The organism is Actinosynnema sp. NPDC049800, from assembly GCF_040656635.1.
In the GTDB taxonomy this organism is placed as follows: Bacteria; Actinomycetota; Actinomycetes; order Mycobacteriales; family Pseudonocardiaceae; genus Actinosynnema.
On record NZ_JBFAMT010000023.1, the window covers coordinates 86,600 to 99,194 of the forward strand.

Here is a 12,595-nt window from a genome sequence, read left to right on the forward strand (position 1 = left end):
CGTTCCGCGGAGGCAACGCCATGGTCACCCCCACCACGATCAGCACGCCGCCCCCTCCCGGCGGCGACTCCGGCTTCACGATGGACGCGTCCGCGATGGACACGCTCCAGCAGCAGGCCGACAACCTGCGCACCGGCTACGAGGAGGTGTCCTCGAAGCTGTCCGGCCAAGCGTTGGCGGGCAACGCCTTCGGCACCGCCGGCGCGTTCGCCGTCGAGGCGTTCAACGCCTCCACCACCAAGTCGGTCGAGCTGACGGGCAAGGCCGCCTCGACCTTGGGGCTCGTCGGCGACGGCCTGAAGGCCACCGCGCAGACGCAGCAGGAAGCCGACCGCGCCAGCGGCGAGCAGTTCGCCTCGGTCGAACCCGCCACGATCGCCGACGGCCCGCAAGGCGCACCGACCGGCGGCCCCAACGGCACCGCGACCACCCAGGGCCCGCCGGTCACCCCGACTGAGACGATTCCCGGCGGCGCCGGGAGCGGCGGCGCCGGAATCGCCTCCCAGCCCGGCGGGCCGCAGGTGCCGCCGACGAACGACATCCCGGGCGCCGACGGCACCACGCAGGCCTCCAACTACACCAACCCGGAATCCCAGGGCGGCACACCAGGAGGTCAAGGCGGCGGCGCACCGGCCGGCCAGTCCGCCGGGATCCCCACCGGCCAGATGCCCCCGACGCCCACGATGCCGGGCACTCCGGGAATGCCCACCGCCGACACCGCGACGAAGCCGTCCACCCCGGCCACAATGCCCACCGCCAACGGCGCAGGTTCCCCGGACGAGACCAAGACCGCCGCCGCCCGGACGTCGACCCCGCCCCCGCAGGCCACCACCCCCCAGCCCGCGCCGGTGCCCGACTTCCCCGAGATCCCGGACCCGCCGCCCGTCCCGAGCGGTTCCGGTGGCGGCGTCGGCGCGAACCTCGCCGACGCCCTCAAGACCACGCCCACGACCGGCGGCGAGTCGGCCTCGGGCACCAAGACCCCGGCCGGCAGCACCGCCCCCTCGGCCAACACCACACCGCCGCCGACGCCTCCCATCCCCGAGGTGCCGAAGGACCTGTTCAAGCAGCCCACCATCCCGGACCTCGGCACGGGCGGCAGTTCAGCCGGCGGTTCCGGCAGTTCGGCCGGCGGCTCCGGCGGTCTCCCGGGCAGCTCCGGCGGACTCCCCGGCAGTTCCGGCGGTCTGCCCGGTGGTTCGAGCGGCGGGCCGTCGGGAGGTGGCTCGGGATCCACCGGCAGCGGTGCGGGGTCGCCGACCGCTCCCGGCGCGACGACGCCGTCCGGCGGCATGACCCCTCCGCCGATGCCGCCGATCCCGGAAGTGCCCAAGGACCTCTTCAAGCAGCCGACGATCCCCGACCTCGACACGGGCGGCGGCACGGGCACTTCCGGCGGCTCGTCGGGCGCCGGCGCGGGAACGCCGGGCTCGTCCCTGCCGGGTGGCACGCTGCCCACGACCCCGCCCGTCCCGGACCTCGCCGATCCCCGTCCCGGTGAGCAGTCGCCAGGGGATCAGGGCGGTCGCGGCGGCCGTGACACCTCCGACCACGACCGCCCCGGCCAGGACCGCGAGCCCGGCAACCGCGAAGGACGCGACCGCGACGGCAGCGAGCACGGCGGACGCGACCACGACGCCGGCGACCGCAATGACCGGGACGGCGAAGGCCGGGACCGCCACAGCAACGACCGCGAAGCCGGTGACCGCGACGGCCGAGACCGCCACGGCAGCGACCGCGAAGGCAGCGACCGCGAAGGCCGGGACCGTGAAGCAGGCGAGCGCGATGACCGGGACCGTGAGGCCGGTGACCGCGACCGCGGCGATCGTGAAGCGGGCGACCGTGAAGGCCGGGATCGCGACAGCGGCGAGCACGGCGGCGGTGGGGCGGGTGGTGGTGGTGAGCAGGACGGCCGGTCCGAGCGCGACCAGCACGGCTTCCCGATCACCTCGGTGGACGGCAAGCCCTGCCTCGACCTGCGCGACCTCCCGGCGCAGGAAGGCGAGCGCTGGCAGGAGACCATCCGCGACATCCTCGCCACCAAGGGCGAGGGGTCCTTCTTCTGGGCCGGCGACACCATCGACGCCCAGGGCCGGCGGCACTCCCTCATGGACCTGGCCGAGTTCATGACCAACCTCGACGCCCGCGCCGAACCCGAAGCGTCCAAGCAGCCCGAACGCGCGGTGTCGGACGACGTCGCCGCCAGCCCGGCCCGCAGCGCCAACGGCGACGTCTACGTCCTGGTGGGCCCCAACCGCGCCGAGGGCGACCCGGTCGAACTGACGGACTTCCCGACGCTCCAGGCCAACCCGAGGATCGAACGGGTCTTCGCGATCGACGCCCTCACCGGCCGGGAGACCCAGATCCACCCGAAGGTCTCGTGACCTTGCGGGCGCGGGAGCAATCCCGCGCCCGCTTCGGCAAACCCGCGCCGTTCAACGCAACGGTGCAATTGTCACGAGCGCCGGAGACCGGACGTCGCGGTCAGCCAGGGCGCGCCGGTGCCCGCCATGCTCTCGTAGAACGGGTGGCCATCGGTGATCTCGCCCTGGTCGACCGTGCGGCCGGTGAACGCCGAGGCGTACACGGCGGCGACGAACTCCATGGTCACCCTGGTGTCGGCAGTGGACACCGGCGGTGTCCCGCCGGTGTCGAGGGCGTCGAGCACCGCCGCGAGCTGGGCGGTGTGGCCGCTGGGCGTGTCGGCCGGCCCGCCGTCCCACGCCGACACGACCTCGGGCGACGTGGGAGCGGCGGTGAACGTCCAGTGCGAGTCGTCGTACCCGTAGAGGTGCTCCAGGTCGACGGTCGCCCGTTCGAAGTCGAAGCGCAGTTGGCTGGTCTGGCGCGGCGAGACCACCGAGTTGACCACGGTCGCCACCGCGCCGGAGTCGAACCGCACGAGCGCCGCCGACACGTCCTCGGTGTCGGTCGGCCGGGCCTGGCGCGCGGCGATCGCGGTGACGCTGCGCCACTGCCCCAGGATGGACAGCAGCAGGTCGAACTGGTGGATCCCGTGCCCCATGGTCGGCCCGCCGCCCTCCAACTCCCACTTCCCCCGCCACGGCGCGGCGAAGTAGTCGTCGTCGCGGAACCACAACGTGCTCGCCGACGCCACCAGCGGCCGGCCCAGCGCGCCCTCGGCCACCAGCCGCCGCAACCGCACCGCGCCGGACCCGAACCGGTGCTGGAACACGGTCGCCATCGGCACCCCGGCCGCCTCCTCGGCCTCCCGCAACCGGTCGAGACCGGCCAACGACAGCACCGGCGGCTTCTCCACCACCGGCACCGCGCCCGCCGCCAGGCACTCCAACGCGAGCGGCAGGTGCGTCCCCGGCGGCGTGCACACGTGCACCAGATCGGGTCGTCGGGCCTCGATCAGCGCGGTCAGGGTCGGGTAGGCGGGCACGTCCCAGGTCGCGCCGAACGCGGCGGCCCGGTCGGGGTCGAGGTCGACCGCGCCGACGAGCCGCGCCCGCCCGGCCAGGTTCCTCATCGCCTCGGCGTGCGCGCCGGCGATCGCGCCCGTGCCGACGATCGCGCAGGTGTAGCTACGACTGGTCAAGACAAGTGCTCCTCGTCCGCTGCGACTTCCAGGTGGAGATCCACGTCGACCGGGCTCAGCCGCCCGCACATGCCGAACACCCGCTCCGGTTCCGGCGTCCGGAACACCGCCGCCCGCTCCAGGTGCGCGGTCACGCCCCGCGCCACGTCCCGCGTGATCGAGAGGGTGGCCTCGGCCTGGCCGAGCGGCCCGTCGCGCACGATGTCCGCCCACGCGCCGGCCCGACCCCGGACCAGCGCCGCCGCCGAGGCGTAGAACTCCCGCAGCGGACCCGGGTCACCGGCGCGGACCGCGTCCCGGATCCGGACGAAGCCCTCCACCGCCAGGTCACGGCGTCGGCGCGCGTCGGCGGCGCGTTCGGCCTCCGTCGCCCGGACCGGCAACGTCGCCGCGTCCCGGTAGCGGTAGCGGTCGGCGACGACCTCGGGCGGGAACGTCATCACCGCGTCACCCGCCTCCGGCAACCCCGCGTTGCCCATCAGCACGACCACCCGCAGGCCGCCGTGGTTGACCGCGCGGTGGATCGTGCCGGGGGTGAACCACACCACCGAACCGGCCACGAGCGGGATCTCGCGGCAGCCGTCGAGGGTCACCGCGTGCAGCTCGCCCTCACCGCCCACGACCACGTAGCACTCGGTCGACGCCAGGTGCACGTGCGGGCTCCCGCCCACCACGCCATCGGGCGCCGCGTCGTCGTAGACGTCCAGGAACGACAACGACGTCCCGCCGGGGAACGTGCTCACACCGACTCACCCAACACACCGCGCACCGAATCCGCCAGGGCCGCGGCGTCCTCCTCGCCGCCGTCGGCCACCCCGGCGCCGTAGCGGAACCGCACGGTCTCCCCGTCCGCGACGACGAGCTCCTCGCTGAAGAACGGGGCCGGGTTCAGGCAGGCGAAGTCCTCGGACCGGGTGAACCACCGCGGCGGGTGGTGCGGGTTGGCCCCGTGGTCGACCATCAGCACCAGGGACCGCGCGTCGTCGCCGTCGTGCCGGCCCGCGAAGGCCATCCACTCGGCACGCCGGCCGCGCACCTCGTCACCACCGGGGCCGTCGGGCGTCACGACGGTCCCGCCGGTGAACGAGCGCGGCCCGCGCCAGAACAGGCCCCCGTACCCGGCGTTCTCCCGGCCACGCGTGGTCGGCGAGCCGAACGCGATCCCGCCACCCGAGGTGTTCGTCATCGCCGTGTCGAACGTCAACGCCCACGCCTGTGCCGACAGCAGGGACGCGCCGATCGTCCGACGCTCCGTGATCACCGTGTCGCCGGCCTGGGTGACCCAGTCCAACTCGTGGGTGAACCAGGCCCGCTCCCCGTCCACGCCGACGTCGACCACCCGCCGGTGCGCCTGGGTGCCGTTGTTGTCCAGCTGCACGTAGGACCGCCCGTGCACGTACGTCGGACCGCCCCAGAAGTTCTCCTCGCCGACGTTCGGCAACGACCACGCGATCCCCTTGTGCCACACGTGGTCGTGCGGGCGGAACAAGCTCACCACCCGCCCCGCCCGCGTCCGGACCGGGTGCAGGTACGGCTTGGGCGACTCCAGGCGCGGCGTGTCGGGCGCGTAGGTGTAGCGGACGAGGTCGACGTCACCGGCGCGAACGGTCAGCGCGGACCCGAGGTCGTGCCGCACGGCCAAGGCGCTCACCGCGACAGCTCCGGCACGTCGACCCGCCCACACGCACCCGCCGGCACGCCGCCGACCGGCCGGAAGGCGCTCCGGACCGGGAGGGCGGAGCCGGCCGGGCGCCGGCGGTGCTCCACCCCGCCGGTCACGCCGTCGAGCGCGATGACGACCTCGTCCACCCGTACCCCCTTGCTCGGAAAGCGCTTTCCAGCGAGTATTCAGGGTTGCCTCGCGCGCAGTCAAGGCCCGGCGGACCGCTTGACAGCACGTTGGAAAGCGCTTTCCATTGCCGGGTGACCGCACCTCCGCCGCAGGCGGGCCACGTCGTCGTGGCACTGGACTCGTTCAAGGGCTCGCTGTCCGCGCGCCGGGCCACGGCCGCCGTCGCCCGGGGCTTGCGCCGCCACGGCGCGGACGTGCACGAGCACCCGGTGGCCGACGGCGGCGAGGGCACGCTGGACGCCCTGCTCGCGGCCGGTTTCACGGCGGTGCCGGTGGGTTCGACCGATCCCCTGGGCCGTCCGGTCGAGGCGCGCTACGCGGTCCGTGACGGGGTCGCGGTCGTGGAACTGGCCGAGACGTCCGGTCTCGACCTGGTCGGGGACGTGCCGCCGACCCCGGAGCGCGCGGCGGCGGCGTCCACGTTCGGCGTCGGGCTGGTGATCGCCGCGGCGTTGGACGCGGGGTGCGCCACCGTCGTGGTCGGCCTGGGCGGCAGCGCCACCACCGACGGCGGCACGGGTCTGCTGGCCGGTCTCGGCGCACGGCTGCTCGACGCGGACGGGGTGGCCCTCGACGCGACGACCTCGCCGCTGCGCGCCGTCCGCGCGGTCGACCGGGCCGGGCTGCACCCCCGGCTGGGCGAGGTGGGGCTGGTCGTGGCGAGCGACGTGGACAACCCGCTGCTCGGCCCGCACGGCGCGGCGGCGGTGTACGGGCCGCAGAAGGGCGCGGACGCCGCGCTAGTCGCGTCCCTGGACGCCGACCTGGCCCGCTGGGCGGACCTGCTGGACGCCGATGCCGCCGCCGTGCCCGGCGCGGGGGCCGCGGGCGGGACGGGGTTCGCCCTGCTGGCGCTCGGGGCCCGGGTGCGACCGGGCATCGACCTGGTGCTGGAGCTCACCGGCCTGGCGGACCGGCTGCAAGGCGCACGGCTGGTCATCGCCGGTGAGGGCCGCCTCGACCACCAGACGCTGCGCGGCAAGGCGCCGGTCGGCGTCGCCGCGGCGGCGAAGCGGGCGGGCGCGACCGCGGTCGCCGCCACCGGGACCTGCGACCTCGACCGCGCCGAGCTGGCCGCCGCCGGGTTCGCCGCCGCGTTCGCGCTCACCGACCTGGAGCCCGACGTGCCCACCTGCCTGACCCACGCCGAGCCGCTGCTGGAACGCCTGGGAGAGCGCATCGCCGCCGCGTTCCCCGACGACCGGCCCCCGCACCATCACGGGTGAAGCCACCCCGCCGCACGCGCCCCATCCCGGACCAAGAGACCCGCACGACCGCCCAGCACGTCATCGCCGCGTCCCGCAAGCAACCGTGAGCACCGCGGGCGACGGGTCACGGCCGCCACCGGGCGTACCACTCGGCCGCCGCGCGCAGCGGCACCGGCAGGGGTGCGATGCCGGGGTACCAGGCGCGTTCCCACTCCAGCGACACCCACCCCGACCAGTCCGCCAGCAGCCTGCCGCACGCCGCCAGCGGCACGTCGCCGGCACCCGGCGGGACCGGGGTCGGGTCGTCGGCGGCCACGTCCTTGACCTGGAAGTACCCCAAGTACTCCCCCAGCACCGCGCGGGTGCGCTCCGGCGGCTCGCCCGCCCGCCACGGGTGCACCGCGTCCCACAGCACCGCCACCCGCCCCGGGTCGCCGAACGGCGCGACCAGTCGCCGCGCCGCCTCACCGGTCGGGTGGGAGTCGTGCGTCTCGACCAGCAGCCGGACGCCGGCGGAGCGCAGGTCGGGCAGCACGGCGGCGATCCGCCCCGACGCCCGCCCGTCCTCACCGGCGCTCCCGCCGCCGGGGAACACCCGCACCGAAGGCGCACCGAGCAGCGCCGCCAACTCCACCAGGGCGCGCAGCTCGTCGACCACCGGTCCGTCCGGCCCGGGCCGGCACACCTTCGGGTAACCCGCGAGGCAGGCGACCTCCAAGCCGGCGTCGGTGATCCGGTCGCGCACCCGCGCCGCCCGCGTGGCCGACATCCCGAGGTGGACCTCCTCGTCGGGGTGCGCGCGGACCTCCAGGCCGTGGCAGCCGTGCTCGGCCGCCACGGCCGCGCTCCGCGCCACCGGCACGCCGGGCGCGCCGAGCGTGCTCACCGCGAACCGCCACCCGCTCACCCGTGCACCACCTCCAGCGGCGCGAACGACACCCTCGTCACCTGCCCGTCCGACCAGCGCACCTCGACGGCCTCCGGCCCGGCCGCCACGACCGACACCACCTCCGGGACGTCCACCGGTCCGCCGGCGAGCACGGCCAGCGCGACGTGGACCGACGTGCCGCCACCGACCCCGCGCAGCCTCGGCACGCGCGCCGACGGCGTGAACGCGGTGCCGCCCGGCGCGGTGACCTCGTCGGCGGACTCCCAGCCGTGCAGCGGGTGCAGCACCGAGGACAGGTCCGGCCCGGCGGCCCAGCCGGTCAGCTCCACCCCGGCCCCCGGCGGCGCGCCGACCACGCGGTGCACCCGCAGCTCGTGCGGTCCTCGGGCGACCACCACGCTCTCCACCCGCAACGCGGGCAGCAGCGGCGAGCCGCCGGGGAACACCGGCCGGTGCCACGAGGCGGCCCAGCCCCAGCCGTCGCCGTGGCCCGCGCCGAGCGGGTGGATGCGGCGGCGGGCGGCGCGCAGGCCGCGGAAGACCACGGTGAAGTGGTTGTCAGCCGGGTTGCGCGCTGGGGTGGGACCGGTGCGGGTGGAGTAGGCGAACCGGCTGTAGTGCGGGTCGTCGCCCTCGGCGGTCTCCGCGTGGGTCGGCCGCACGTGGTCGCTGCCGTGGTTGTGCAGCCGGGCGATCCCGTCGGCGGCCGTGGTCTGCACGAGGAAGCCCGGCGCGGGCAGGCCGAGCACGTGGTCGCGCTCCTCGACCGGCGCGTCCCGCTCGACCTCGGTCCACAGCGGGTCGTCGGGTCCGGCCAGCAGGCACACGAACGCCTTCGACGCCCAGTACGGCGAGGCCGGCCCGGAGTAGTGCTGGACCACCGGGGCGTACGGGCCGTGCCAGCCGAGGCTGAGCAGGCCGCGGTCGTCCACCGCGCCCCGGTCGAGGAAGTAGCGCAGGCAGCCGCTGAGCAGCCGGCGCGACGCGCCCGGCGCGAGCGGCGTGTGGCCGGTGACCGCGCCGAGGGCCACGGCCGCGCCGGCGGCGAACCGGTAGGTCAGCGACCGGCCGTGGTGGACGGGTGCGCCGTCGCCGCCGAAGAGCAGCGAGAACCCGGAGAGGTGCGCGCGCAGCCGCTCGCCGTGCGGGGTGCCCGTGCCGGCCAGGTGCGCGTCGAGCACCGGGTAGAGGTGCAGCGCCCAGCCGTTGTAGTGGTCGAAGGCCCGCCCGTCCCCGTCGGAGTACCAGCCCTGACCCCGGTACCACGCCTCCAGCAGGTCCAGGGCGCGCTCGCGGGCGCGGGCGGTGTCGGCGTCGCCGCGGCCGACCGACTCCAGGAACCCGGCCACGGCGTGCGGGAACAGGTACCAGTTGTTCGGCGCGGGCAGGGCGTGCAGGGCGTCGCGCAGCCAGGCCTCGACGCGGTCGCGCACGGCGTCGTCCAGCCGGTCCCACAGCCAGGGCCGGGTCACCCGCAGGGCGAGCGCGACCGACGCCGCCTCCACCATCGGCTGGCCCTGCACGTGGTGGTCGCGGATCACCGGCCACGACTCGGCGTCGTCGGCGCCGGGCGTGCGGGTGCCGGCGTCGAGGCCGTCGGCGTAGCGGGCCAGCCAGCCGTGCGGGTCGTCGCCGCCCGCGCCCGCGACCCGGTAGCCGGCGGCGAGCATCGTCCGGGCGAAGCCCTCCAGGCCGTCGCTGCGCACGCCGCTGCCCGACGCCGGGCCGGGCAGGTCCAGCCGGGCGCCGCCGGGGCTCGCCCACCGCCACGCGGCGTCCAGCAGCACGTCGGCGGTGGTCTCCCAGTGCGCGCGGGTGTACCCGGTGCGCGGGCTGAGCCGCCGGTCCTCCGCCAGGTCGGCCAAGGGGTTCACGCGATCCGTTCCTCTCCGCTCGCGGTGTGGCGGCGGGCTCGGGTCCATCCTCGGTCAAGGCTCGTCACGCGCTGTACGGGAGGCGTTCGGGCTCCACCCGCCCGAGCAGCGGCACGCCCCGGACGAACCGGCCCACCTCGGCGACCGCGAACTCGCCGATGCGCCGCAGCTCCCGGCCCTGGGCGCCGGCCAGGTGCGGGGTGATCAGCACGTTGGGCAGGGCGAACAGCGGGTGCCCGGCCGGCAGCGGCTCCGGCTCGGTCACGTCCAGGATCGCCGAGATCCGGCCGGTGGCGCACGCCGCGGTCAGCGCCTCGGTGTCGATCAGCGAGCCGCGGGCGGTGTTGATGACGAGCGCGCCCTCGGGCAGGAGGGCCAGCCGGCGGCCGTCGAGGAGGTGACGGGTCTCGGGCAGGGCGGGCGCGTGCACCGTGACGACGTCGCTGCGGCGGCAGAGCTGGTCCACCCCCACCGACTCCGCGCCGAGGCGGGCGGCTTCCGCGCGGGACACGTGCGGGTCGTGGAGCAGCACCTCGACGTCGAACGCCCGGAGCCGCCGCAGCACCAGGCGGCCGATCCGGGACGCGCCGACGACGCCGACGGTGCAGTCGTGCAGCCCGGTGCCGTCGCCGGGCAGCCAGTCGCGCGGCGCGCCCTCGGCGGCGGTCGCGTACCGCCGGGCGCGGCCGAACGCCCGCTTGGCGCCCAGGACCAGCATGGCCATCGTGTAGTCGGCCACCGGGACGGCGTTGACGTCGGCCGAGGAGGAGACGACCACCCCGCGTTCGAACACGACGGGGTCGACGGTCGACTTCACCGTGCCGGCGGCGTGCACGATCGCGCGCAGCCCCGGCGCGGCGGCCAGCACGACGGCGTCGACGCGCGGGCTGCCCCACCCCGTGACCAGGACGTCCGCTCCCGCCAGGGCCGCCGCGGCGGCCGGCCCGTCGAACGAGGTGAACGTCGCCGCCGGGTCGATGTCGACCAGGTGCCGCAACCGGGTCACGAGGTCGGGCGGGAAGACGTCGGCGAGCGCCCAGGGGGCGAGGGCGAAGACCGCGACAGGTCGCCGTGACACGGAGTGGGCTCCTATCAGTGGGCCGGGCAGCGGCCGATCCATGTAAACGTTTGCATCCACACGTCACTCTACGCACAAGCCGTCCCGCCCACAATGCCCGCAGCTCAGTCCAAGTCAGAGCCACTACAGGCGAATACACCCTGGAACACCGGGCACGCAAGGCGTTGACGAACACGTGTAACCGTTTTATGTTCGTGAACATTCTGTTTCGGCTCGGCACCGCGAGAGAGGCGTTCGACGTGAGCATGACGCGGGTCCGCGGCGGCGCCAGTCCCCCGACCGGGACGGCGCCCGCCCCACCGGAGGTGGGTCGTCCGCGCCTCGGCCACCTGCGCCGCATCCGGGCCGACCGGGTGCTGCTGCTCGTCGCGGCGCCGGGTCTGGCGTACTTCCTGTTCTTCCACTACGGCGCGCTGTTCGGGAACGTGCTGGCGTTCCAGGACTACGTGCCGTTCCTGGGCGTCTCGGGCAGCGAGTGGGTCGGCCTGGCGCACTTCGAGCGCATGGTCACCGACCCGCTGTTCTGGAACGCGGTGAAGAACACGCTGCTGATCGCCGCGTTGCAGCTGGTGTTCTTCTTCCCCGCGCCGCTGGCGCTGGCGCTGCTGCTCAACAGCGTCGTCGGCGACACGCTGCGGCGGTTCGTGCAGAGCGTGGTGTACCTGCCGCACTTCCTGTCGTGGGTCATCGTGGTCGCGCTGTTCCAGCAGATGCTCGGCGGCGCGGGCGTGGTGAACGGCTGGCTGTCGACCCTGGGCCTGGGCGGCATCTCGGTCATCGGCAACCCCGACGCCTACGGCCCGCTGGTGATCGCGCAGCTGGTGTGGAAGGAGTGCGGCTGGGCCACGATCATCTTCCTGGCCGCACTGTCCCAAGTGGACGAGCAGCAGTACGAGGCGGCGGCGCTGGACGGCGCGGGCTGGTGGCGGCGGCTGTGGCACGTGACGCTGCCCGCGATCAGGCCGGTGATCGTGCTGCTGCTGGTGCTGCGGCTGGGCGAGTTCCTGTCGATCGGGTTCGAGCAGTTCTTCCTGCAGCGCCAGTCGGTCGGCCCGGAGACGGGCGAGGTGCTGGAGACCTTCGTGTACTTCACCGGCTTCGCGAACGGCGACTTCGGCTACGCCGCCGCGGTCGGGCTGTTCAAGGGCGTGATCGGCGTGGTCCTGATCTACACGGCGAACAAGGTGGCCCACCGGCTGGGCGAACAGGGGGTCTACCGGTCATGAGCAGGACGAGCGCCCCGGCCTGGACGGGCCGGCCGACCCCGGCGGTGCGCGCCGCCAAGGCCGTGGCGCTGACCGTGGTGGTCGCGCTGGTGGTCTTCCCCTTGTGGACGGTGCTGGCGACCAGCCTGGCCGGCCCGCAGGACGTGATCTCGCACGGCGGCTGGGTGGTGTGGCCGGACGAGTTCACGTTCGACTCCTACGCCGAGATCCTCCAGGGCGGGATCATCAGCCGCGCGCTGCTGGTCAGCGCGGGCGTCACGATCGTCGGCACGGCGCTGAGCCTGGTCTGCACGATCGGCCTGGCCTACACGTTGAGCCGGCCGCGGGTGTACGGCGGCAAACCGCTGCTGCTGCTCGTGCTGTTCACGTTCCTGTTCCCGCCGGGCATGGTGCCGCTGTTCCTGGTGGTGCAGGGGGCCGGGCTGTTCGACTCCTACGCCGCGCTGGTCCTGCCGTTCCTGGTCAACGTGTTCAACCTGGTCGTGATGCGCGGCTTCTTCCAGTCGATCCCGCCGGAGCTGATCGACGCCGCGCGCATCGACGGCGCGGGCGAGCTCGGCATCCTGCGCCAGGTCGTGCTGCCGCTGTCCAAGGCGGTCATCGCGGTGGTCGGCCTGTTCTACGCGGTCGCGTACTGGAACCGCTTCTTCGAGGCGATCATCTACTTCAACGACCAGGCCAAGTGGCCGATCGGCACCGTGCTGCGGCAGTACGTCACCGGCGGGGCGTCGCTGGCCGAGACCTCGGGCGAGCTGGCGGTCACGTCGCCGCAATCGGTGCAGATGGCCGTCGTGATGCTCGCGACGCTGCCCATCGTGTGCGTGTACCCGTTCCTGCAGCGCTACTTCGTCAAGGGCGTCGTCACCGGCGCGCTGAAGGCCTGAACCCCCTCCACCGCAACCA

11 protein-coding genes are annotated in these 12,595 nt (G+C 74.7%); 4 read left to right on the top strand and 7 right to left on the bottom strand.

Going from position 1 to position 12,595, the window contains the following annotated elements; translation table 11 throughout:
• Positions 1 to 20: 20 nt before the first annotated feature.
• Entirely contained in the window at positions 21 to 2,384 is a 2,364-nt protein-coding gene (locus tag AB0I91_RS24880; protein ID WP_499639074.1) for a hypothetical protein, read from the top strand.
• 71 nt (positions 2,385 to 2,455) lie between these two features.
• Here AB0I91_RS24880 and AB0I91_RS24885 read toward each other — a convergent pair whose 3' ends face one another.
• From AB0I91_RS24885 to AB0I91_RS24900, 4 genes are read right to left on the bottom strand one after another with little or no spacing between them, the layout of a single operon-like run.
• Positions 2,456 to 3,565, bottom strand: a complete 1,110-nt coding sequence (locus AB0I91_RS24885) for a Gfo/Idh/MocA family protein (RefSeq protein ID WP_498778554.1) — start codon at positions 3,563 to 3,565, stop codon at positions 2,456 to 2,458.
• The gene (locus AB0I91_RS24890; protein ID WP_498778555.1) at positions 3,562 to 4,308 is read right to left on the bottom strand and encodes a cupin domain-containing protein; all 747 of its coding nucleotides are present in this window, start codon (positions 4,306 to 4,308) and stop codon (positions 3,562 to 3,564) included. Before AB0I91_RS24890 ends, AB0I91_RS24885 begins: the two co-directional genes overlap by 4 nt.
• Entirely contained in the window at positions 4,305 to 5,216 is a 912-nt protein-coding gene (locus AB0I91_RS24895) for a DUF6807 domain-containing protein (protein ID WP_498778556.1), read from the bottom strand. Before AB0I91_RS24895 ends, AB0I91_RS24890 begins: the two co-directional genes overlap by 4 nt.
• Positions 5,213 to 5,374, bottom strand: a complete 162-nt coding sequence (locus tag AB0I91_RS24900; RefSeq protein WP_498778557.1) for a hypothetical protein — start codon at positions 5,372 to 5,374, stop codon at positions 5,213 to 5,215. Before AB0I91_RS24900 ends, AB0I91_RS24895 begins: the two co-directional genes overlap by 4 nt.
• A 114-nt stretch (positions 5,375 to 5,488) precedes the next feature.
• Between AB0I91_RS24900 and AB0I91_RS24905 the strand changes: the two genes are divergently transcribed.
• A complete protein-coding gene (locus AB0I91_RS24905; RefSeq protein ID WP_499639076.1) occupies positions 5,489 to 6,643 on the top strand; it encodes a glycerate kinase in 1,155 nt (384 codons plus the stop codon).
• Positions 6,644 to 6,749: 106 nt separating this feature from the next.
• Here AB0I91_RS24905 and AB0I91_RS24910 read toward each other — a convergent pair whose 3' ends face one another.
• From AB0I91_RS24910 to AB0I91_RS24920, 3 genes are all read right to left on the bottom strand, one after another.
• Positions 6,750 to 7,532 (bottom strand): sugar phosphate isomerase/epimerase family protein, encoded by a 783-nt coding sequence (locus tag AB0I91_RS24910; protein ID WP_499639078.1) that lies wholly within the window; start codon positions 7,530 to 7,532, stop codon positions 6,750 to 6,752.
• Entirely contained in the window at positions 7,529 to 9,388 is a 1,860-nt protein-coding gene (locus tag AB0I91_RS24915) for a DUF2264 domain-containing protein (RefSeq protein ID WP_499616351.1), read from the bottom strand. The genes AB0I91_RS24910 and AB0I91_RS24915 overlap by 4 nt, the downstream gene beginning before the upstream one ends.
• Before the next feature lie 64 nt (positions 9,389 to 9,452).
• Entirely contained in the window at positions 9,453 to 10,466 is a 1,014-nt protein-coding gene (locus AB0I91_RS24920) for a hydroxyacid dehydrogenase (RefSeq protein ID WP_499639080.1), read from the bottom strand.
• A 194-nt stretch (positions 10,467 to 10,660) separates the two neighbouring features.
• Here AB0I91_RS24920 and AB0I91_RS24925 point away from each other — a divergent pair, with 194 nt between their 5' ends.
• Together AB0I91_RS24925 and AB0I91_RS24930 are read left to right on the top strand one after the other, a co-directional pair.
• Positions 10,661 to 11,692, top strand: coding sequence for an ABC transporter permease (locus AB0I91_RS24925; RefSeq protein ID WP_498778562.1), 1,032 nt, complete (start codon positions 10,661 to 10,663; stop codon positions 11,690 to 11,692).
• Positions 11,689 to 12,576: a carbohydrate ABC transporter permease gene (locus tag AB0I91_RS24930; RefSeq protein WP_499616357.1), complete on the top strand. Its 888-nt coding sequence runs from the start codon at positions 11,689 to 11,691 to the stop codon at positions 12,574 to 12,576. Before AB0I91_RS24925 ends, AB0I91_RS24930 begins: the two co-directional genes overlap by 4 nt.
• Positions 12,577 to 12,595: the final 19 nt, after the last annotated feature.